Below are 20,286 nucleotides of genomic sequence, written 5' to 3'. Positions count from 1 at the left end.
TGTCAGACTCCCGCCGCGAGGATTTGCGTGCGCTCTTCCTCGGTGCGCGTCACATCCTCCGCCGGGATGTAGAAGTCGCGCTTGTAGTTGAAGGTGTGGCCGATGGCGACCGCGACGATCCCGATGAAACTCAGTGCCGCGAGCCACCAGATGTACCAGATGAGGGCGAAGCCGCACAGCGTCGCCAGCCCGGCCAGGATCACGCCTGCACCCGTGCTGCTCGGCATGTGGATCGGCTTGTAGCCGCTCAGCGGGCGCTGATAGCCGTTCTTCTTCATGTCCGCCCAGGTGTCGCCGTCATACACGATAGGCGTGAAGGCGAAATTATACTCTGGCGGGGGTGAGCTGGTCGCCCATTCAAGGGTACGGCCGTCCCAGGGATCGCCGGTCGGATCGCGAAGCTCCTCGCGTTTCCAGATGGACACGGCGAACTGGATCAGCATGGCGCCGATGCCCATCGCGATGATGCCGGCGCCGATCGCGGCGATGACGAACCAGGGCTGCAGCGAGGGGTCGTCCAGCACGCGCAGACGGCGCGTGACGCCCATCAGGCCCAGCACGTAAAGCGGGCCGAAAGCCAGCCAGAAGCCGATGTTCCAGCACCAGAAGCTGACCTTGCCCCAGAAGACGTTCAACTTGAACCCGAAGGCCTTGGGCCACCAGTAGTTGATCGCCGCGAACAGGCCGAACAACACGCCGCCGATGATCACATTGTGGAAATGCGCGATCAGGAACAGCGAGTTGTGGAGCACGAAGTCCGCAGGTGGGACCGCCAGCAACACGCCGGTCATGCCGCCGACCGTGAAGGTCAGCATGAATGCGACGGCCCACATCATCGGCAGTTCGAAACGGATCTTGCCGCGATACATGGTGAACAGCCAGTTGAACAGCTTGGCGCCCGTCGGGATCGAGATGATCATCGTCGTGATGCCGAAGAAGCTGTTGACGCTGGCGCCCGAACCCATGGTGAAGAAGTGGTGCAGCCACACCAGATAGGACAGCACCATGATGGTGCAGGTCGCATAGACCATGGAGGTGTAGCCGAAGAGCCGCTTGCCGCAGAAGGTCGAGACCACTTCGGAGAAGACGCCGAACAGCGGCAGGATGAGGATGTAGACTTCCGGATGGCCCCAGATCCAGATGAGGTTGACGTACATCATCGGATTGCCGCCAAAATCATTGGTGAAGAAGGCGGTGCCGGCATAGCGGTCCAGCGATAGCAGGACGAGCGTGGCGGTCAGGATCGGGAAGGAGGCGACGATCAGGACGTTGGCGCAGAGCGAGGTCCAGGTGAACACCGGCATCTTCATCAGCGACATGCCCGGCGCGCGCATCTTGACGATGGTCGCGATCAGGTTGATGCCCGATAATGTCGTGCCGACGCCCGCCACCTGCAGCGCCCAGATATAATAGTCGACGCCCGTCGCCGGGCTGTATGCGATGCCCGACAGCGGCGGATAGGCAAGCCAACCGGTCTGCGCGAATTCGCCCAGGAACAGCGACATCATGACCAGCACCGCGCCGCCTGTCGTCATCCAGAAGGAAAAATTGTTGAGGAAGGGGAAGCTGACGTCGCGCGCGCCGATCTGAAGCGGGACGATATAGTTCATGAGGCCGGTGATGAACGGCATCGCCACGAAGAAGATCATGATCACACCGTGGGCGGTGAACACCTGGTCGTAGTGATGGGCATTCAGATAGCCTTCGGAGCCATTGAAGGCCCATGCCTGCTGGATGCGCATCATGATCGCGTCGGCAAAGCCGCGCAGGAACATGACGAGGCCCAGCACCATGTACATGATGCCGATCTTCTTGTGATCGACGCTGGTGAACCATTCCTTCCAGAGATAGCCCCAGAGCCTGAAATAGGTGAGCGCCGCGATCAGCGCCGCGCCGCCCAGCACCACCGCGACGAAAGTCGCGACGACGATGGGCTCATGCCATGGGAAGCTGTCCCATGTCAGACGACCGAAGATCATCTGTGCTGTTGTCATTGTGCCAGTCATGGGCCTTACCGATGCTGCGCGTGCGCATCAGCGCCGCTGTGGGAAGAGTGATCGCCCGGAATCCGAGAGGCGCCCTTTGCGCCGTCGGCGGCCGGAGCGTCGGGAGCCGTCTCCTGCCCCCTGTTCTGGTCCGACTGTTCGATCACATGGCTGTCGGGAAAGTCGTAGCGCAGGCCGTTCGTGTCGCGCGCCGATTCCTTGCCTGCGCCGCCCATCATGTTGACGTGCATCAACTCGCTCATGCAGCGCTGGCCGGGGCGCGGGCAAAGATTGACCACGGCGTCGAACAGCTTGGGATCGACGGCCGAGAAATAGGCGACCGGCGCCTTCTCGCTGGGCTTGGCCAGGGTCAGATAGACGTTGCGGTCAAGGCTGGCACGGCTTGCCTTTACCCTGGCGGCCCAGGCGTCGAATGCGGCCCTGTCCAGCGCCCTGTAGGCGAAGCGCATGTGGGTGAAACCGGCGCCCGAATAGTTGGCGGATATGCCGGTGCCCGCCACCGGACGGTTTGCAACCGCGTGCAACTGCGTCTTCATGCCGGGCATGGCATAGATCTGGCCCGCGAGTTCAGGCACGTAGAAGCTGTTCATCACGGTGGAGGCGGTGATGTCGAACCGCACCGGGACATTCACGGGCAGCGCCAGCTCGTTGACCGTGGCGATGCCTAGTTCGGGGTAGATGAACAGCCATTTCCAATCGAGCGCGACGACCTCGACCGTCAGCGGCTTCACCTTGGGATCGATCGCGGTCCTGGCGTCGATGCGCTCCAGCGGCCGATAGGGGTCGAGCTTGTGCGTGCTGACCCAGGTCAACGCGCCCAGGCAGATGATGATCAGCAGGGGCGCCGACCAGATCAGCAGTTCCAGCTTGGTGGAATGGTCCCAATCCGGATCATAATCCTTGTCCGCCGCCTGGTTCGCTGCGCGGTAGCGCCAAGCGAAGAAGACGACCAGCGCCATGACAGGGACGACGATCAGCAGCATCAGCGCGGTCGAAATCAGGATCAGATCGCGCTGCTGCACCGCAATATCGCCCGACGGGTTCATCACGACCCAGTTGCAGCCCGTGAGCGGCAGCGCCAGAATCGGAGCGGACCAACGGAAAATCCAGGCCCGATCAAGGGAGAGGGGGTTTGGCATGATCGGGCGCCTATCGTTTCCGCAAGGAGTCGAACAGTGGGCAATTTGTCCCATAGTGCGCAGATGCAAAAAATGCTTGAAGCATGGGATACTGCTTAGATTCCGTGGGTTTTCTGCTATGTTGGCTATCCGTAGCCGCCGGCAGAACAAAAGATGGTTCCGGTGGCTTAGCCAAGGAGCGGATGCCGATGAGTTCACAGGCCATGACCTTCACCTCCCGATCGCTGGAGGATGATGCGCGCCTGATCAATGCGCGGGACCACAAGATCGCGCCGGGTGATATTTCCATTGGTGTGATCATTGGTCGCACCTCCGAATTTTTCGATTTCTTCGTTTACGCCATCGCCTCGGTCATCGTGTTTCCGAGCCTGGTGTTCCCCTATGTGGATGCCCTGACCGGCACCCTCTATTCCTTCGCGATCTTTGCCGTCGCCTTCATCACGCGGCCGATCGGTTCGCTGATCTTCATGGCGATCGATCGTCGCTACGGCCGTGGAACGAAGCTGACCGTCGCGCTGTTCCTGCTCGGCGGTTCGACCGCGTCCATCGCGTTCATGCCCGGTTATGCGACCATTGGCCATTATGCTGCGTTAGTGCTGATCATCTTGCGAGCCGCACAGGGCATTGCGCTTGGCGGCACCTGGGATGGTCTGGCTTCGCTGCTGTCGCTGAACGCGCCGCAGCATCAGCGCGGCTGGTACGCGATGGTGCCCCAACTCGGTGCGCCGCTGGCCTTGCTGGTGGCGAGCGGGCTGTTCGCCTTCTTCCTGCTTACCCTGACGCGCGCGGACTTCCTTGACTGGGGCTGGCGCTATCCTTTCTTCGTCGCCTTTGCCATCAATGTCGTCGCGCTGTTCGCCCGGCTGCGCATCGTGGTGACGCATGAATTCGAGCGCCTGTTCGAGCAGAAGGACCTTCAACCGTCCGAAATCCTGCCGACTGTCAAGGCGGAAGGGCGCAACATCATCATCGGCGCCTTCGCTCCGCTGGCCAGTTTCGCCCTTTTCCACATGGTGACGGTGTTCCCGTTGAGCTGGGTCGCGCTCTTCACCAACCAGCCGCTGGAACGGTTCCTGATCATCGAGATGATTGGCGCGTCCGTGGGCTTGCTGGCGATCGTCGTGTCCGGCTTCATCGCCGACCAGATCGGCCGCCGCTCGCTGCTGGCATGGTCGGCGCTTGGGATCGCGATCTTCAGCGTCATGGCGCCGCTGCTGCTGAACGGCGGCGACCTGGGTGAGGTAGCCTTCATGATCCTGGGCTTCATGCTGCTCGGCCTCGCTTTCGGCCAGTCGTCCGGCGTGGTCGCGTCCAATTTCGCAACGGAGGCGCGCTATACCGGATCGGCGCTGACGTCCGACCTGGCCTGGCTGGTCGGCGCCGGTTTCGCGCCTTTGGTGGCCTTGCTGCTATCGGTGAAATTCGGGCTGGCCGCATCGGGCATCTACCTGCTGTCCGGCGCGGTGGCGACGATGGTAGCCCTTTACATCAATAAGGAACTGGCGGGGCGCGATCGCTAAGACGGCGACGCCATCCATGAAAAGGGGCCAGGAAAGGAAGCTTTCTCTGGCCCTTTTCATATTCGCCGGAATTGCGCAGAGGCAGCGGTCCTGTTCAAGGGCGCCGACATTTCCATCGGCGCGCATTCACATGTTTCGGACGGAATCCCGCATGCGCGCCAACGCCTTCCGGTCGAACCAGCCTGTCGGAAGGGAGCGGGGCCGGAACTGCGGCAACCATTGGGCATATAGGCTGTCCATACGCCCCGGCAGTCCCGAAACGCCTTCGCGGGCCATGATGTCCGAAACGATCCGGTTCTGATAAAAACGAACCGAATAATTGATCATCCGTCGATATTGCATGCGCAGGGTGGAAGGCCTCATCAGGCTGACAGGCTCGCAGCGGAAACCCGCCTCCTCGCAGGCCAGGATGCGCTCCCGCCGCCAATCGGCATCATATCCCAGATTGGTGTGTGCCCATGCCGCCACCAGACCGTCGTCGCCGATCAGGTCCTCGGGCAGCCGCAGCCGCGTCGAACGGATCGCCGCGACGAAACGCCCCGACAGGGCGTAGAGATCGCCGAACAATCCCCGTTCCTCGCGCAACCGCTGGCGATAGGATTGTGCGGAACGCCCGTTCATCGGCATTCCAGCGGCCGCATTCGCCTCAGGCTGCGCGGCGAGATCGGACACCAGCGCGTCGATCGATCCGGCCTCGATCTCCGCATCGCCGTCCATGAAGATGACCGCATCCTCTCCGCCGCCCAGCAGGTGATGGACGAAATGGTTCCAGGTTCTTGCCTTGCCCCCAGCCGCCAGATCGTGAACGATGACATGGGCCCGTCCGCCGGATGCTTCCCGCGCTCGCGCCGCAGTATGATCGCTCGACCCGTTCACCAGAACATGGAACACGGTGTCCGCCCGATCGAGCGGCAGGGAAGCGAGGCAGAGCCCAATCCGCCGTTCCTCCTGATGCGCGAAGATGCCGACCGCGACGTTCATGATTCCTGGCGGAAATCCCAGCTTGGCTGGCCATGCCGGGTGACGTCCAGCCCCTCCGCCTCTTCGCGCGCGCTGATCCGGGCGGGACTGACCACAGACAGCATCAGTGCAATGATCGCCGTGCCCGCCATTGCCCAAAGCGCCACCGCCAAGATGCCGATCGACTGAGCCACGAAGGCGCCGCCAAGGCTGATGCCCGTTGCGAAACCGACTCCGCCCAAAGCGGGCAGCACGAAGAAGAGCAGCAGCAGCACGCCCGTCAGCCCGCCCAGTCCGTGGATCACGAAAATGTCGGCCGCATCGTCGATGTGCCGGCCCAGCAAGGCCTTGGCCAGACGGCAGATGATGGCGGCGATCATCCCGATCGCCATTGCCCCGCCCGGCCCGACCAGGGGAGCGCAGGCGGAGATCGCCACCAGCCCTGCCAACAGGCCCGAAACCAGCCCATTGGCGGTGACGCGTCCCTTGTCGATCCGTTCTACCAGCATCCATCCGAAGAGGCCCGCGCAAGCGGCGAAATGGCCGTTCAAAACAGCCGTCGCCGCATTGTCCGTCGCGCCGAACGACCATCCGCCCAATATGCCGGCCCAGCCGATCCACAACAGCAGGCCGCCTGAAATGCCCAGCACCGGGGCATGTCCCGAAGAGGGGGCGCGCCGTTTGCCGACGACGAGCGCCAGCGCCAGCGCGGAAAATCCGGCGGTCAGATGAACGACGAGCGCACCAGCGAAATCCATGACGCCCAGATTGGCGAGCCACCCGCCGCCCCAGACCCAGTGCACCACCGGCGCATAGACCAGCAACAGCCACAGCAGCGTGAACATTGCCATCCATCCCAGCCGCACCCGCCCGGCCACCGCGCCGGGTAGCAGGCCTGCGGCAAGCATCGCCAGCGCCATCTGGAACAGCACGAAAGTCGATTCCGGCACGGTCAACCCGTCGCGGAGCGCACCCAGATTGGCCAGCAACAGATGCGCCCTTCCGCCCAGCCATCCGCTGCCCGGCGCATAGGCCAGGCTGTAGCCGACAAGCGCCCACAGCAGCGAAACGCTGGCGGCAACCACCAATCCCTGCACGCCTGTCGTCAGGGCGCTACGCATGGGAGCCAGCCCCGCATGGCGCAGCGCCAATCCCGGCAGTGCCGCCAGCAGCACCAGCAGGGCGCACAGCATCATCCAGGCCGTATCGCCGCTGTCCGCCACGGCGACTTGCGCAAAAGCGGGCTGGGGCGTCACCATGATCAGGAACAGGGTAATGGCGGGCAGGCGATGCATAAGGAAATCCGGCGGTCCATATCCTGCCCGCCCTACCGCATCTGAGGTAAAGACTTGCCTAACCCTGGCTATTTCCTGGACGTTCCGGAGTTTATGAAGCCTAATAGGCCTCCCCGCCGCAACTGATCCGGCCCGTTCCGCGATTGTCGACGCTGCAGGCGGCTTTGCCCGCCACCGTCACGTCGCCTGATCCGGACGCCGACACTTTGGCCGATACCTCCGCCGTTAGCGCCACATTTCCCGGGCCGTCATTCGCCACGGTGGCCTGGCGGACCCGCAGGCCTTCCGCCATCACCGCTCCGGGACCGGTGACCCGGATGGACGCGACGCCGGTCCGACCGGAGAGGGTCGCCCGGCCGGCTCCGGCCACGCCCAGGCTGAGTTGATCAAGATCCACCGCCGCGACGCTGATGTCCCCATTGCCGCCCAGCACGATCTCCCCGCGCAGCCCTTTCATCCGGCTGACCGACACCGATCCGCCGCCGGTCAGCACCACGCGGCCGAGATCTCCCGTCGATAGGCGCAACACCGCGCGCCCGCCGGATTTTTCGCCCGGCCGGGGCCGCTCCATGGTGATGGAGAGCAGGCGGCCGGACACGTCCACCTTCAGCCGGTCCAGCATTCCCTGATCGCCCTCCGCCCGGGCCGAAGCGCCCGCGCCAGTCGTGATCACCACCTCAACCGGTGCATCGACGCGGATGACGTCGAAGCTGGTGATGGTGAAGCCGCGCGTGGCGGCCATGGCCGGAGCGATCCATGCCATCATGGCGCCTGACAGGAGCAGCAAACGAGGCAGCGGCATGACGATCTCCCAATCTTTGCGGTGATTCTGATAGGGACGGGCCGTAGCGGTTCCAAGCCCCTTGTTCGTCGCACCGGATCAGGCAAGATCGTCCGGGTTTCGAAAAGGGCATGTGGCTGATGCGCAAGTGGATTTCCGTTCTTCTGCTGGGTTTGATCAGCACTGCGGGCGTTGCCGCGCCGGATGATCGGGGCCAGGCCTGGTGGAACCATGTTCGCACGCTCGCCGACGATGGCTTTGAGGGGCGGGGCACTGGCAGGCCGGGCTATGACAGGGCGGCTGACTATGTGATCGGTCGGCTTCGGGCGCTGGGGCTGAAGCCTGCGGGAACCCACGGTTACAAACAGCCCATTGCCTTTACCGAGCAGGTGATCCTGTCGAAGGAGAGCCACGCTTCGCTGAAGGGAGCAGGTGGAGAGACTGCGCTGTCGGTGCCGGCTGACATCATTTTTTCCGGAGGAGGCGGCCCGGTCCCGGAAACCGTGACTGCGCCTCTGGTCTTCGCCGGCTATGGCCTGCACCTGCCGGAGGTGGGGCATGATGATTTTGCGGGCCTGGACCTCAAAGGCAAGATCGTGGTGGTCATATCGGGCGGCCCGGTCGGCATCTCCGGTGCGCTCAAGTCCCATGCGCGTTCGGAGCGGGCGGCATGGTTGGCAAAGCAGGGCGCGCTGGGGCTGGTCCAGCTTGTGACGCCCAGGCAGGTCGAGATTCCCTGGGACAGGCGCGTGGCGCTGGCCAGCCAACCGGCCCTGTACTTCCGCGACGCGGCCCTGCGGGAGACCCTGACGCCCTTCCTGGTCGCTCAGTTCGACCCGGCGAAATCCGCGATGCTCTTTGCCGGTTCGGGCCATGATTTCGATCAGATCGCTGCGGCTGCCGACAGTTCCGGTCCGGTCCCGGCCTTCCCGCTTGCGCAGCATCTGGACGCCAGGGTGGCGGCGAAGCGAGCGGACCTCTCCTCGCCCAATATCCTGGCAGTCATGCCCGGCGCGGACCCGCGGCTCAAAAAGGAATATGTCGTCCTGTCCGCCCATCTCGACGGATATGGCATCGGCACGCCGATCAACGGGGATGCGATCTACAATGGCGCGCTCGACAATGCATCTGGCGTGGCAAGCCTGCTGGAAATTGCGCGGACGCTGGTCGGCGGGAAGGTGAAGCCGCGCCGATCCATCCTTTTCGCGATCGTCACTGCCGAGGAGAAGGGCCTGCTCGGCTCCAGCTATTTCGTGCGGCGTCCGACAGTGCGGCAAAGGGCGATGGTGGCTGACCTGAATTTCGACATGGCGCTGCCGATCTTCCCGCTCACCAGCGTGACCCCGATCGGCTATGACCAGAGCAGCCTGGGCAAGGACGCCGAAGCGGTGAGCATGGCAATGAACCTGCCAATCACGCCCGATCCCTTCCCTGATCGGAACGTCTTCGTCCGCTCCGACCAATATAGCTTCATCCGGATGGGTATCCCCGCGCTGTTCTTCAAATATGGGTTCAAGGCGGGCACGCCCGAGGCGGTGGTCGAACGGGCATGGCGCGCCAATATCTACCATTCGCCCAGGGACGATGCGAACCAGCCGGTGATGCCGGCCGAAGCGGCCAGGCTCAACGATTATGTCGCCGCCGTCGCGCTGCGTATCGCCAATGCTGATCGGCGACCGGCCTGGAACGAAGACAGCTTCTTCCGCCGCTTCGGCAAATAGAGCGCTGCTGCTTGATCCGAGGAGGGCAGGGGCCTAAACACCGGGCCATGACCCATGCCTCCTATCCGGCGCTTCGCCTGCGCCGCACCCGTGCCTCCGCCTGGAGCCGGGCAATGCACGCCGAGAACCGCCTGACGCCCACCGACTTCATCTGGCCCCTGTTCGTCACCGAGGGACAGGGGGTGGAGGAACCGATCGGGTCGCTTCCCGGCGTTTCGCGCTGGTCGGTGGACCTGATGGTCGAGCGCGCGAGAGACGCGCAGGCGGCGGGCATTCCCTGCCTCGCGCTTTTCCCCAATACGCAGCCGGAGCGTCGCAGCGACGATGGGGAGGAGGCGCTCAATCCCGATAATCTGATGTGTCGTGCCATTCGCGCCATAAAGGATGCGGTGCCCGACATCGGCGTCCTTACTGACGTGGCCCTCGACCCCTATACCGCGCACGGGCAGGACGGGCTGCTGGACGAAGCGGGCTATGTCGTCAATGACGCCACCATCGACGTGCTGATCGGCCAGGCGCTGAACCAGGCCGCGGCAGGCGCGGACATCATCGCGCCCAGCGACATGATGGACGGCCGCGTCGGCGCCATCCGCGAGGCGCTGGAGGAGGAAGGCCACGCCAATGTGCAGATCATGGCCTATGCCGCCAAATATGCGAGCGCCTTCTACGGTCCGTTTCGCGATGCGGTGGGCTCCGGCGGGCTGCTGAAGGGCAACAAGAAGACCTACCAGATGGACCCCGCCAACAGTGCGGAAGCGCTGCGCGAGGTTGCGCTGGACATTGCGGAAGGCGCCGACAGCGTGATGGTGAAGCCGGGCCTGCCCTATCTGGACATCATCCGCCAGGTGAAGGATCGGTTCGAAGTACCGGTCTTCGCCTATCAGGTGTCGGGCGAATATGCGATGCTGGAGGCCGCCGCCGCCGTGGGGGCGGGGGACCGCGATGCGCTGGTGCTGGAAACCTTGCTGGCGTTCAAGCGTGCCGGCTGCTCAGGCGTCCTGACCTATCATGCGCTCCACGCGGCGCGGCTGCTGGGAGCCTGAAATGGCCGATCATCCCCGCCATGAACATCCCGAAGTTTCTATCATCCCCTTCAACGGCAAGACGCCCAGGATCCACCCCAGCGCCTTCATCGCGCCGGGATGCCGGATCATCGGAGACGTGGAGATCGGCCCGGACGTCAGCATCTGGTATAATTGCGTGATCCGGGCGGATGTGAACTTCGTCCATATCGGCGCCCGCACCAATATCCAGGACGGTTCGGTCGTGCATTGCGACAGCCCCGGCGATCATATCGACGGGCGGCCGTCCGAGGGTTGGCCGACGATCATCGGGGAGGATGTGCTGATCGGCCATATGGCGATGGTTCATGGTTGCGTGCTGAAGGACCGCGCCTTTGTGGGGCTGGGCGCCATCGTCATGAGCGGCGGTACGGTGGAGAGCGACGCCATGCTCGCGGCGGGCGCGCTGCTCTCGCCGGGCAAGACGGTGCCTCACCGCCAGCTTTGGGCCGGCCGCCCGGCCAAATATATGCGCGACCTGTCCGACGAAGTGCTGATCGATATGCGTGAGGGCGTCGAACATTATGTGCATAATGGCAAGGCGCATAAAGGCGCGGTCAAGGCGGCGTTCTCGGGAGAATGAGGCGCGCCTGCCGCGGAGGCGGGCCTGCCTTGCGCATTTACGGTTGAGCCAGTAGCCCCTTGAGCGCATCAAGCCGGTCATTCTGGCTGTCGACAATCGTCAGCACCGATGCGCGCGCAGCATCGATCGTTTCGATGCCGCCGCTGACCTTCCCTTCCGCCGCCGCATTACTGCGCTCGACATAGAGCACGTCCAGGCTGGCAAGCGCCGAAACGCTGTCGTTACGCGCCGATTCCAATGCGCTGAGCGCGGTCTGTGCCGCCACCCAGGCCTCGCTGGAAACCGCCGATCCCGAAGCAGCCCGCGCTGCCTTGTCCGCTGTTGGCCAGGCCTTGTCGAATGCGGTGCCGCCCGCCTGCGCCTGCGCGGTCAGCCGGTCGACACTCTGGACAAGCTCCGGTTCAGGCGCGACCGGGGAGGGCTGCGCCGCCGCCTCGGCAATGGGCGCATCCTCTATGGCGCGCTTGGCGAGCGAGGGGTAGCCCTGGAAGCTGCTGGCGCAACCAGAGAGAAACAGTGCCAGGGATGGAAGCAGCCGACGCAGATTCATGCTTCGCATCTAGGATGAGCCGTGCCGGGAGGCAAGCTTAGCGAGGCAGGGCGGCGGCTTCCCGCGCAAGCGCCTCGATCTTCGCCGGATCAACCGGCCCCTTGGGCACGACCCAGCTTCCGCCCACGCATTTGATGAAGGGCTCTGCCAGCCATTTGGGCGCGCTTTCCGCCGTGATGCCGCCGGTCGGGCAGAAGCGCGCCTGATGCAGCGGCGCCGCCAGCGCCTTGAGGGCCGGCAAACCGCCCGATGTTTCCGCGGGAAAGAATTTGAAGTGCGACAAGCCCATGTCCATGCCGCGCATGATATCGCCTGCCGTCGCCGTGCCGGGCAGGAACGGAATGCCCGCCGCGATGGCCGCCTTCCCGAGGGGTTCGGTCAGGCCGGGGCTGACGATGAAGCGCGCGCCCGCCTCCATTGCTTCATCCAGTTGCGCCGGATTGAGGACAGTGCCCGCACCGACGACGGCACCCTCGACCTGCGCCATTTCACGAATCACGTCCAGCGCCGCTGGCGTTCGCAGCGTCACTTCCAGCGCGGGCAGTCCGCCCTTCACCAGCGCCCGTGCGATAGGCAGGGCATCCTCGACCCGGTCGACCACCAGCACCGGGATCACCGGCGCCAGTTCCATCACCTGTTCAACGCTCAAGGCCATTATTTCTTCTCCCGAAAGGCTGCAGCCGCACCGTACAGCCCGATTTCGTCATGCAGGGCGAAGCGGATCGGCACCGACTTCATCAGGCTTTCAAATCGCCCCTTGGCAGTGAAGCGCTGATGGAAACTGGATTGCGGCAATATGTCCTTCATCCGCTGGGTCAGTCCACCCGCCAGCACCACCGTATGCGGTCCCTGCGCCAGCGCCAGGTCGCCCGCGACCGAGCCGTAGGACATGCAGAACCGTTCCAGCGCCCTGCGCGCGAATTCGTCGGTTCCCTCAATGGCGGCCTGCCACAGCTCGGCATCCTCCATCAGAACGACCCGGTCGTGGCCGATGGTCGCCATCGCCTTGTAGATGTTGTTGAGGCCCGGTCCCGACACGATACGTTCGGTCGATACGCGCAGGAACTTGTCGCGCAGATAGGCGAGGATCTTTTCCTCCAGCGGGTCGAGCGGGGCGAAGTCCAGATGTCCGCCCTCCGTCGCGATGACATGCGGCTCGCCATCGTCAAAGGCGATCATCGCCACGCCCAGCCCGGTGCCGGGGCCAAGGATCGTCACTCCGCCATCGCGTGGAAAGGGCCTGTCTTCGCCGAACAGCAGCGGCAGATTTTCCTTGGGCAGGCGCGCCACGGCGTGGGCGACCGCCTCGAAATCGTTGACCAGCCGCAAATGCCGGAGGCCCAGTTCCTCGTCCAGCGTATCGGGCCGGATGACCCATGCGCTGTTGGTGAGCTTGATGACCTCGCGCCCGATCGCGGTCGCGAAGGCTATGGAAGCGGAGCTTGGCAGATTACCGCCCTCGTCCTTGACGAAGGCCGCCCAGCAGGCCTGGAGGCTCGGATAGTCGGCTACCTTATATTTGCGCACCTTTCCCAATGTGGGCACATTGCGGGCATCGAGCCGCGCGCGGGCGAAACGGGCGTTGGTGCCGCCAATGTCGGCGGCGATGATGTCGGTCATATCACTCTCCTCCCGTTCGGGCTGAACATGTCAGCGCCCTGCATTTCTCTTCAAGAGAATGAGCAGCCCTTCGACAGGCTCCGGGCGAACGGGAATAATTCAGTTTAAACTTCGGTTTCCATGGCTGCCAGTATGGGCGATGCGCCCGCTTCGGCAAGATCGCTATGGTGGCGGAACAGCGCGAACAATTCGCGGCCGGTGTCATAGGGGGCGGGGGGAGGCGTCGGCATTTCGCGCCCGTCCCATTCGGCCGTGTCGACCAGCGCCTCGATCTGGCCGTTCTCGGCACAGACCCGCACCAGATCGCCGTCGCGCAGTTTGGCGATGGGGCCACCGCCCAACGCCTCCGGCGACAAATGGATCGCCGCGGGCACCTTGCCCGAAGCGCCTGACATGCGCCCGTCCGTCACCAGGGCGACGCGGAAACCTCGATCCTGCAACACGCCCAGCGCAGGGGTCAGCTTGTGCAATTCCGGCATGCCGTTTGCCCTTGGCCCCTGGAATCGCACCACGACGATCACATCGCGTTCCAGTTCACCGGCCTTGAAGGCGCGCAGCACATCGTCCTGATCGTGGAAGACGGCCGCCGGAGCCTCGATGGTCCAGCGCTCCTTGTCGACCGCGCTCACCTTCATGACGCAGCGCCCCAGATTGCCGGCCAGAAGCCGCATGCCGCCGTCCGGATTGAACGCATCGGACACCGGCCGGAGGATCGACAGATCCCGCGATTCGGGCACATCCTTCCAGACCAGCGCTTCATTCTCCAGCACCGGCTCCTTGCCGTAATCCGCCAGGCCTTGCCGCGCTACGGTCAGGATGTCGCCGTGCAGCAGTCCGTTGCCGAGCAGTTCGCGGATCACGTAACTGATGCCGCCCGCCGCATGGAAATTGTTCACATCGCCCGATCCGTTGGGATAGACCCGCGCCAGCAGCGGCACGACGTCGGAAATCTCCGCGAAATCCGTCCAGTCGATGACAATGCCCGCAGCCCTTGCGATGGCCGGCAGGTGGATCGCGTGATTTGTCGATCCGCCGGTAGCCATCAGGCCGATGATCGCGTTGACGATCGCCTTTTCATCGACGCAATGTCCCAATGGTCGATAATCATCATTGGGCTGTCCCTCCTTGGTCCAACCGATGCGCGACAATTGATGCACCGCGGCCCGCGTCAGCTCCTGTCGCAACTTAGTACCCGGATGGATGAAGGATGCGGCTGGCATGTGCAGTCCCATCATCTCCATCATCATCTGGTTACTGTTCGCCGTCCCGTAAAAGGTGCAGGTGCCCGCGCCATGATAGCTGGCGCTTTCGGATTCCAGCAATTCCTCCTTGCCTACCTTGCCCTCGGCATAGAGCTGGCGGATGCGCACTTTCTCCTTGTTGGCGAGGCCGGAAGGCATCGGCCCCGCCGGAACCAGAATGGTCGGCAGGTGCCCGAAACGGAGCGCGCCGATCAGCAGGCCCGGCACGATCTTGTCGCAGATGCCCAGAAGCAGCGCGCCTTCGAACATCGCATGGGACAGGGCGATGGCGGTTCCCAGCGCGATGGTGTCGCGGGAAAAGAGCGACAGGTCCATGCCTGCCTGCCCCTGCGTCACCCCGTCGCACATGGCCGGAACGCCGCCTGCGACCTGCGCGGTGCAGCCGACCTCCCGCGCCGCCAGCTTGATTTGCTCGGGGTAGCGGCCATAGGGCTGATGCGCGGAGAGCATGTCGTTATAGGCAGTGACTATTCCGATGTTCATCGCTCCGCCCGTGCGGATGACAGCCTTGTCTTCGCCGCTTGCGGCAAAGCCATGAGCCAGGTTTCCACAGGAAAGCTGGTCACGATTGGTGCCCGCGTCACGGCCGCGCTCGATCAGGTCCAGATATTTCCGGCGCGACGCTGCGCTGCGCTTCGTGATGCGCTCGGTGACCTCGGTGATCACCGGATGAAGATCAGTCATTCCAACTTGCTCCGTCTCGTTCGATTAGGGCAATGGCTGAGGATGGCCCCCAGTTCCCGGAAGAATAGGGGGAGGGCTTTACGCCCGCTTCCTTCCACCCGTCGATGATCGAATCGATCCACGTCCATTGCGCCTCGACCTCGTCCCGGCGCACGAACAGCGTCGCGTCGCCGACCAACAGGTCCAGGATCAGCCGCTCATAGGCGATGCGGCGGCGTTGCCCGGCAAAGGCGGCGGTCAGCGACACGTCCAGCGTCACCTCCTCCAGATGCACGTCGCGCTCCAGCCCCGGTCTTTTGCTCATGATCAGCAGGCGGATATATTCCTCCGGCTGCAGGCGGATGATGAGCGTGTTCGGTTCCAGGCCGGTTCCGCCGTTGCGCCCGAAAATGGAATGGCGCACCGGCTTGAACTGGATCAATATTTCCGACTGGCGCGTCGGCATGCGCTTGCCCGTGCGCAGGTAGAAGGGGACGCCCTGCCAGCGCCAATTGTCGATATAGGCCTTCAGCGCGACGAAGGTTTCCGTGTCGGACGGCTTGCCCAATTCGTCAGCATAGCCGGTGACGATCTGCCCGCCGACCGCGCCCGGCGTATACTGGCCGCGCACGCTATGGGTCTTGACCGTCTCGGCGGTCATGGGGCGGAGCGAACGCAACGCCTTCACCTTTTCGTCGCGCACGGCCGTGGGGTCCATACGCGCCGGCGGTTCCATGGCGATGATCGACAGGATCTGGAGGACGTGGTTCTGCACCATGTCACGCAACGCGCCCACGCCGTCATAATAGGAAACCCGGCCTTCCAGCCCCACCGTCTCACCCACGGTAATCTGCACATGGTCGATGGCCGTGGCGTTCCACAGCGGTTCGAACATGACATTGCCGAAGCGCAAGGCGAGCAGGTTCTGGACCGTTTCCTTGCCCAGATAGTGGTCGACGCGGAAAATCTGTTCCTCGGCGAACAGGGCGCCGATGCCGTCATTCACTTGCTTGGATGATGCCAGATCCTTGCCGATCGGCTTTTCCATGGCGATTCGCGTGCGGGGGGTGATCAGGCCTGCTTCGGCCAGTCCCTGGGCGGTCGGCGCGAAGAGAGACGGGGGCGTCGAGAGATAAACGGACAGGCCCTTGTCCAGCCGCCCGTCGAGCCGCTCTGCCAACGCCTTGAACTGGGCTCCATTGCCCGCCTCCACCGGTTGATAGACGATGATGTCGCGCAACTGCTTCGCGACTTCCGCATCATAGCGGTCAGCGGCAAGGAATTTCCGCAGCGCCTTGTCGATATCGTCGCGAAACTGGTCATCGGTCAGTTCTGACCGGCCCGACGCGATGATCAGGAAATCCTCCGGCAGCAGGGCGTCGGCCAGCAGATTGTACAGCGACGGGAAGATCATCCTGTGCGCCAGGTCGCCCGTGGCTCCGAACAACAGGAATGTGGCAGACGGTTCGGTCAAAGGTCTTCCCTTTTCCGTTAGTGTTTCAGGTCTGCACGAAAGCGCCCTTACACTTGGCCGCCCTCGTTACGCAAGCAGGCTATCCCGGCAAGGGTCATCTCGCAACCGCGAGAGGATGGAGGGAGTGTTTTTTGGCTGGACGCTGGCCGCCGATTTTGCCATTGGCGCTCCACCCTTGGCGTTTTCGAGGAAGATGGATCATCTTTCTCGCGGAACGCGTTTGAAGGGCATGCGGGCGTGGTGAAACTGGTAGACGCGCCGGACTCAAAATCCGGTTCCGAAAGGAGTGTCGGTTCGATTCCGACCGCCCGCACCATCTTTTTCGGATCCTGGCATCCGGCTGCCGGCCCGATGCAGGTTGCCTTCGTCATGGCTGGCTGATTTTCTGCCTTGACCGGGCAGGTCAATCCCTTGCTGCGCCCTGTTCCCTGAACCAGGGGATCATCCGGGTGATGGCATCCTCGACCCGGTCTGTGGATACCGCGAAGCTGAAACGGATGTGCCGGTGCCCGTCGACCGGATCGAAATCGATTCCGGGCGCTGTCGCTACCCCGGTTTCGCGCAGCAGTTTCTGGCAGAAGGACAGGCTGTCGTTCGTGAGATGGCCGACATCCGCATAAATGTAGAAGGCGCCGTCCGGGGGAGCGATCTCCTTCAATCCCAGGGCGGGCAGGGCAGCGAGCAGCAATTCGCGATTGCGCCGGTAGGTCGCGACATGCACCTCCAGTTCATCGATGCAGTCAAAGGCCTTCAATCCGGCATGCTGGGCCAGGGAAGGGGGCGTCAGGAACAGATTTCCCATGCGCGCCCGCGCTGTTTCTATCAGATCGGGAGGAAAGACCACCCAGCCCAGCCGCCACCCGGCCATGGAAAAATATTTGGAAAAGCTGTTCACGATGATGGCATCCGGCGTGAATTCCAGCATCGAGCGTGCAGGTTCGCCATAGTTCAGCCCGTGGTAGATCTCGTCCGAAATGATGCGAATAGCGCGCGCCCGGCAAATCTCGGCTATCCGCGCCATTTCATCGGCAGGAATGATGGTCCCGGTGGGATTGGCCGGGCTGGCGATAATCGTTCCGTCCACCCCCGAATCCAGCGCCTCCAGCGCCGCCGCGCTGATCTGATATCGTTCGGCGGATCCGCAGTCGATCTCCAGCGGCTCCAGGTAGAGCGCCTTCAACGTGTTGCGATATGCGACATAGCCGGGCCGCGCCGTCGCGATCCGCGCACCGGGTGCGAACAGGCTGGTCAGCGCCAGCACCAGCCCCGGCGACGCTCCGCACGTCAGCAGGATCTGTTCCGCTTCCACCGCCACGCCATAATATTCGCGATAGTGCCGTGCGATCCGCTCCTTCAGCGCCTGGCTTTCCCAATAGCCCATGGGATCGTTGTCGAGCACGGCATGGGCTGCGGCAATGGCAGCCGAGGGCGCACCCGTGGAAGGCTGCCCGAACTCCATGTGCAGGATGGATCGCCCTTCGGCCTCCAGCCTGTGGGCTTCGCGGCTGATGGCGATGGCGTGGAAAGGGTCGACCTGGGCAATCATGCGCTGCCTCTTATCCGCTCGGCAACCTTGTCACAATTGTTGCGTTGGCGATGGATGAATGAAACCATGCTCGATGCGCTACAATATTATGGCGCAGGCGCCGCCACCATTGCCGCCTTCATCGTCTCCCTCAATCTTGGTCGCCGCGTCACGGGCTGGGCGTTCGTCCTGTTCGTGACGTCCTCCATCGCCCTGATCGGCTGGGGCTTTCTCTCGGAGGACAGCGAAGGCATAGGCTTTCAGAATATAGCGCTGCTCCTGATCAACCTCGTTGGCGTCTGGCGTTATCTCATCTCCCGGCACAAGCCGCGCGACTGAATGTCAGGCCGAAATCCAAACCTCCACCGAAACGGCATGCTGGCATAGCGCGAGCCTGATCGGCAGTTCCTCGACGGGGCCGCCCGCCAGCGCCCGGTCATAGACCGCCCTCTTTGCCGGCCCGCCAATCTGGAGGAAGATATGTCGGCTGGCGAGAATGGCTCTTGCGCTTAACGACATCCGCTGGTGGGGGGCATCGGGCGGCATGACCGCCAGCGTCAGGGCGTCGGTGGAAAGCCCCTCCGCCAGTTCCTTCGCATTGGGAAACAAGGAAGCGGTATGCCCATCCTCACCCATGCCCAGCAGTACGATGTCGAGCGGCCAGGGCAAGCTTGCAAAGGCGGTCTCGCATTCCGCCTGTCCCGCATAGGCGTCCGCCGCATTGTTCTTCATCGGCACGACACGCGCCGCCGCAGCCTTTCCCCGCAACAGCGTTTCGCGGATCAACCGCTCATTGCTGTCCGCATGGTCAGGAGCGACCCAGCGTTCGTCGACCAGCGTCACGATCACCTTGCCCCAATCCAGGGTCGTGTCGGAAAGAGCCTCCAGCACGGGTCGGGGCGACCGTCCGCCTGACAGCGCGATGGTCGCAACGCCCCGCGTGGCTATGGCATCGTCCAGAAGCGCGACGATCCGCCGCGCCATGTCCGTTGCAGCCAGCGCGCCTTCAATGAAAAGATGTTCGGTAGGCATGTCGTTCGATCTCGGTGGACAGGAAGGCGCAGGCAGAACTCGGCGTTCACTCGCCGCGAATTTCGGTCAGCTTGCGCTCCCAGGCGAGGGCGTGGGTGACGATCTGGTCGAGATCGGCGAACCGGGGCGTCCAGGGAAACTCGGCCATGATCGCCCGATTGTCGGAGATCAGCGCATCCGGGTCGCCCGCCCGGCGTCCTTCCATCCGCCGGTCGATCTTGAGGTTCGTCACCCGGTCGACCGCGTCCAGCACCTCCAGCACCGAGAAGCCGCGCCCATAGCCGCAGTTGAGCAGGTAATTCTGCTCCGGTCTGGCCATCAACGCCTCCAATGCCAGGACATGCGCCGCCGCCAGATCGGTGACATGGATATAGTCGCGCACGCCGGTCCCGTCGGGCGTATCAAAGTCCGTTCCGAACACCGAAACATGGCTGCGCTTGCCCAGCGCGGCCTCGACCGCCACCTTGATCAGATGCGTTGCCCCCGCGGTCGATTGCCCGGTGCGCCCTTCGGGATCGGCCCCGGCCACATTGAAATAGCGCAGGGCGCAGAAGTTCACCGCATGCGCCGCGCTGACGTCGCGCAGCATATATTCGGTCATCAGCTTCGACATGCCATAGGGGTTGATCGGTCGCTGCGGCGTGCTTTCCTTGACGGGGCTTTCTTCCGGAATGCCATAGGTCGCCGCCGTCGAGGAAAAGATGAAATGCGGCACGCCCACCGCGACCACGCTCTCGATCAGGTCGCGGGTCTTGGCGCTGTTGTTATGATAATATTTGAGCGGGTTCTCGACCGATTCAGGCACCACCACCGATCCGGCAAAGTGCATCACCGCCTTTATGCCATGGTCCCGCAGCGTCTGCCGGACCAGCGGCTGGTCGGAAATGTCGCCCTCGACGAAGGTCACATCGTCGGGCACCGCCCAGCGGAATCCCGTCACCAGATTGTCGATCACGACCACGCCATAGCCAGCGTCCCGCAGCGCCAATACGGCATGGCTACCGATATAGCCCGCTCCGCCCGTGACCAGAACCGTCGGCATTTCGCTCATAAAAATAAGGTCTCCCCGGAGATATCCGGGAAGACCTAAACTA

18 protein-coding genes and 1 tRNA gene are annotated in these 20,286 nt (G+C 63.5%); 6 read left to right on the top strand and 13 right to left on the bottom strand.

The genetic code is table 11. The annotated features are described in order from the left end of the window. Positions 1-2: 2 nt before the first annotated feature. Positions 3-2,006, bottom strand: coding sequence for a cytochrome o ubiquinol oxidase subunit I (gene cyoB / locus ACN9MX_RS05420; RefSeq protein ID WP_426387307.1), 2,004 nt, complete (start codon positions 2,004-2,006; stop codon positions 3-5). Between the two features lie 5 nt (positions 2,007-2,011). After that, entirely contained in the window at positions 2,012-3,145 is a 1,134-nt protein-coding gene (gene cyoA, locus ACN9MX_RS05415) for a ubiquinol oxidase subunit II (RefSeq protein ID WP_426387306.1), read from the bottom strand. Between the two features lie 188 nt (positions 3,146-3,333). Here cyoA and ACN9MX_RS05410 point away from each other — a divergent pair, with 188 nt between their 5' ends. Continuing rightward, positions 3,334-4,665: an MFS transporter gene (locus ACN9MX_RS05410; protein ID WP_133652197.1), complete on the top strand. Its 1,332-nt coding sequence runs from the start codon at positions 3,334-3,336 to the stop codon at positions 4,663-4,665. Positions 4,666-4,791: 126 nt separating this feature from the next. Here ACN9MX_RS05410 and ACN9MX_RS05405 read toward each other — a convergent pair whose 3' ends face one another. From ACN9MX_RS05405 to ACN9MX_RS05395, 3 genes are all read right to left on the bottom strand, one after another. Continuing rightward, positions 4,792-5,646, bottom strand: coding sequence for a glycosyltransferase (locus ACN9MX_RS05405; RefSeq protein ID WP_426387305.1), 855 nt, complete (start codon positions 5,644-5,646; stop codon positions 4,792-4,794). After that, positions 5,643-6,920, bottom strand: a complete 1,278-nt coding sequence (locus ACN9MX_RS05400; protein ID WP_426387304.1) for an ammonium transporter — start codon at positions 6,918-6,920, stop codon at positions 5,643-5,645. Before ACN9MX_RS05400 ends, ACN9MX_RS05405 begins: the two co-directional genes overlap by 4 nt. A 100-nt stretch (positions 6,921-7,020) precedes the next feature. Further along, positions 7,021-7,722, bottom strand: coding sequence for a head GIN domain-containing protein (locus ACN9MX_RS05395; protein WP_426387303.1), 702 nt, complete (start codon positions 7,720-7,722; stop codon positions 7,021-7,023). Positions 7,723-7,841: 119 nt separating this feature from the next. On the opposite strand from ACN9MX_RS05395, the gene ACN9MX_RS05390 reads away from it, so the two are divergent. From ACN9MX_RS05390 to ACN9MX_RS05380, 3 genes are read left to right on the top strand one after another with little or no spacing between them, the layout of a single operon-like run. Then, entirely contained in the window at positions 7,842-9,422 is a 1,581-nt protein-coding gene (locus tag ACN9MX_RS05390) for a M28 family metallopeptidase (RefSeq protein ID WP_426387302.1), read from the top strand. A 47-nt stretch (positions 9,423-9,469) separates the two neighbouring features. Further along, on the top strand, positions 9,470-10,465 hold the full coding sequence (hemB, locus tag ACN9MX_RS05385; protein WP_363826176.1) for a porphobilinogen synthase: 996 nt from the start codon (positions 9,470-9,472) through the stop codon (positions 10,463-10,465). A gap of 1 nt (position 10,466) precedes the next feature. Beyond that, positions 10,467-11,066, top strand: coding sequence for a gamma carbonic anhydrase family protein (locus ACN9MX_RS05380; protein ID WP_363826173.1), 600 nt, complete (start codon positions 10,467-10,469; stop codon positions 11,064-11,066). A 37-nt stretch (positions 11,067-11,103) separates the two neighbouring features. On the opposite strand, the gene ACN9MX_RS05375 is transcribed toward ACN9MX_RS05380, so the two are convergent. The 5 genes from ACN9MX_RS05375 to zwf all read right to left on the bottom strand — a co-directional run bounded on the left by ACN9MX_RS05375 (position 11,104) and on the right by zwf (position 16,635). Beyond that, positions 11,104-11,616 (bottom strand): hypothetical protein, encoded by a 513-nt coding sequence (locus ACN9MX_RS05375; RefSeq protein ID WP_426387301.1) that lies wholly within the window; start codon positions 11,614-11,616, stop codon positions 11,104-11,106. A 37-nt stretch (positions 11,617-11,653) separates the two neighbouring features. Beyond that, positions 11,654-12,271 (bottom strand): bifunctional 4-hydroxy-2-oxoglutarate aldolase/2-dehydro-3-deoxy-phosphogluconate aldolase, encoded by a 618-nt coding sequence (eda, locus tag ACN9MX_RS05370; RefSeq protein ID WP_363754767.1) that lies wholly within the window; start codon positions 12,269-12,271, stop codon positions 11,654-11,656. Then, entirely contained in the window at positions 12,271-13,236 is a 966-nt protein-coding gene (gene glk, locus ACN9MX_RS05365; protein ID WP_426387300.1) for a glucokinase, read from the bottom strand. Before glk ends, eda begins: the two co-directional genes overlap by 1 nt. Positions 13,237-13,340: 104 nt before the next feature. Further along, a complete protein-coding gene (edd, locus tag ACN9MX_RS05360; protein ID WP_426387299.1) occupies positions 13,341-15,182 on the bottom strand; it encodes a phosphogluconate dehydratase in 1,842 nt (613 codons plus the stop codon). Then, entirely contained in the window at positions 15,175-16,635 is a 1,461-nt protein-coding gene (gene zwf, locus ACN9MX_RS05355; protein ID WP_133652186.1) for a glucose-6-phosphate dehydrogenase, read from the bottom strand. Before zwf ends, edd begins: the two co-directional genes overlap by 8 nt. A gap of 231 nt (positions 16,636-16,866) precedes the next feature. On the opposite strand from zwf, the gene ACN9MX_RS05350 reads away from it, so the two are divergent. Beyond that, positions 16,867-16,951: transfer RNA gene (locus tag ACN9MX_RS05350), tRNA-Leu, on the top strand. Positions 16,952-17,038: 87 nt separating this feature from the next. Here ACN9MX_RS05350 and ACN9MX_RS05345 read toward each other — a convergent pair. Next, the gene (locus ACN9MX_RS05345) at positions 17,039-18,181 is read right to left on the bottom strand and encodes an aminotransferase class I/II-fold pyridoxal phosphate-dependent enzyme (protein ID WP_363826163.1); all 1,143 of its coding nucleotides are present in this window, start codon (positions 18,179-18,181) and stop codon (positions 17,039-17,041) included. Between the two features lie 54 nt (positions 18,182-18,235). Here ACN9MX_RS05345 and ACN9MX_RS05340 point away from each other — a divergent pair, with 54 nt between their 5' ends. Continuing rightward, complete coding sequence (locus ACN9MX_RS05340) at positions 18,236-18,499, top strand: hypothetical protein (RefSeq protein WP_133652184.1); 264 nt, start codon at positions 18,236-18,238, stop codon at positions 18,497-18,499. Positions 18,500-18,502: 3 nt separating this feature from the next. Here the strand turns inward: ACN9MX_RS05340 and pgl are convergent, their stop codons facing one another. Together pgl and galE are read right to left on the bottom strand one after the other, a co-directional pair. Further along, complete coding sequence (gene pgl, locus ACN9MX_RS05335; protein WP_426387298.1) at positions 18,503-19,192, bottom strand: 6-phosphogluconolactonase; 690 nt, start codon at positions 19,190-19,192, stop codon at positions 18,503-18,505. 46 nt (positions 19,193-19,238) lie between these two features. Beyond that, the gene (gene galE, locus ACN9MX_RS05330) at positions 19,239-20,243 is read right to left on the bottom strand and encodes a UDP-glucose 4-epimerase GalE (protein WP_363734624.1); all 1,005 of its coding nucleotides are present in this window, start codon (positions 20,241-20,243) and stop codon (positions 19,239-19,241) included. Positions 20,244-20,286 lie beyond the last annotated feature (43 nt).

It is taken from the genome of Sphingobium sp. R-21, assembly GCF_049913335.1.
GTDB lineage: Bacteria > Pseudomonadota > Alphaproteobacteria > Sphingomonadales > Sphingomonadaceae > Sphingobium.
This window is presented reverse-complemented; position numbering and strand designations above follow the sequence as displayed.

Coding starts and splice junctions, on each gene's coding strand:
- edd (WP_426387299.1), bottom strand. CDS start 15,182: ATGACTGATCTTCATCCGGTGATCACCGAGGTCACCGAGCGCATCACG.
- ACN9MX_RS05345 (WP_363826163.1), bottom strand. CDS start 18,181: ATGATTGCCCAGGTCGACCCTTTCCACGCCATCGCCATCAGCCGCGAA.
- galE (WP_363734624.1), bottom strand. CDS start 20,243: ATGAGCGAAATGCCGACGGTTCTGGTCACGGGCGGAGCGGGCTATATC.
- ACN9MX_RS05405 (WP_426387305.1), bottom strand. CDS start 5,646: ATGAACGTCGCGGTCGGCATCTTCGCGCATCAGGAGGAACGGCGGATT.
- ACN9MX_RS05380 (WP_363826173.1), top strand. CDS start 10,467: ATGGCCGATCATCCCCGCCATGAACATCCCGAAGTTTCTATCATCCCC.
- ACN9MX_RS05390 (WP_426387302.1), top strand. CDS start 7,842: ATGCGCAAGTGGATTTCCGTTCTTCTGCTGGGTTTGATCAGCACTGCG.
- eda (WP_363754767.1), bottom strand. CDS start 12,271: ATGGCCTTGAGCGTTGAACAGGTGATGGAACTGGCGCCGGTGATCCCG.
- glk (WP_426387300.1), bottom strand. CDS start 13,236: ATGACCGACATCATCGCCGCCGACATTGGCGGCACCAACGCCCGTTTC.
- hemB (WP_363826176.1), top strand. CDS start 9,470: ATGACCCATGCCTCCTATCCGGCGCTTCGCCTGCGCCGCACCCGTGCC.
- pgl (WP_426387298.1), bottom strand. CDS start 19,192: ATGCCTACCGAACATCTTTTCATTGAAGGCGCGCTGGCTGCAACGGAC.
- cyoB (WP_426387307.1), bottom strand. CDS start 2,006: ATGACTGGCACAATGACAACAGCACAGATGATCTTCGGTCGTCTGACA.
- ACN9MX_RS05375 (WP_426387301.1), bottom strand. CDS start 11,616: ATGAATCTGCGTCGGCTGCTTCCATCCCTGGCACTGTTTCTCTCTGGT.
- ACN9MX_RS05400 (WP_426387304.1), bottom strand. CDS start 6,920: ATGCATCGCCTGCCCGCCATTACCCTGTTCCTGATCATGGTGACGCCC.
- ACN9MX_RS05340 (WP_133652184.1), top strand. CDS start 18,236: ATGAATGAAACCATGCTCGATGCGCTACAATATTATGGCGCAGGCGCC.
- ACN9MX_RS05410 (WP_133652197.1), top strand. CDS start 3,334: ATGAGTTCACAGGCCATGACCTTCACCTCCCGATCGCTGGAGGATGAT.
- cyoA (WP_426387306.1), bottom strand. CDS start 3,145: ATGCCAAACCCCCTCTCCCTTGATCGGGCCTGGATTTTCCGTTGGTCC.
- ACN9MX_RS05395 (WP_426387303.1), bottom strand. CDS start 7,722: ATGCCGCTGCCTCGTTTGCTGCTCCTGTCAGGCGCCATGATGGCATGG.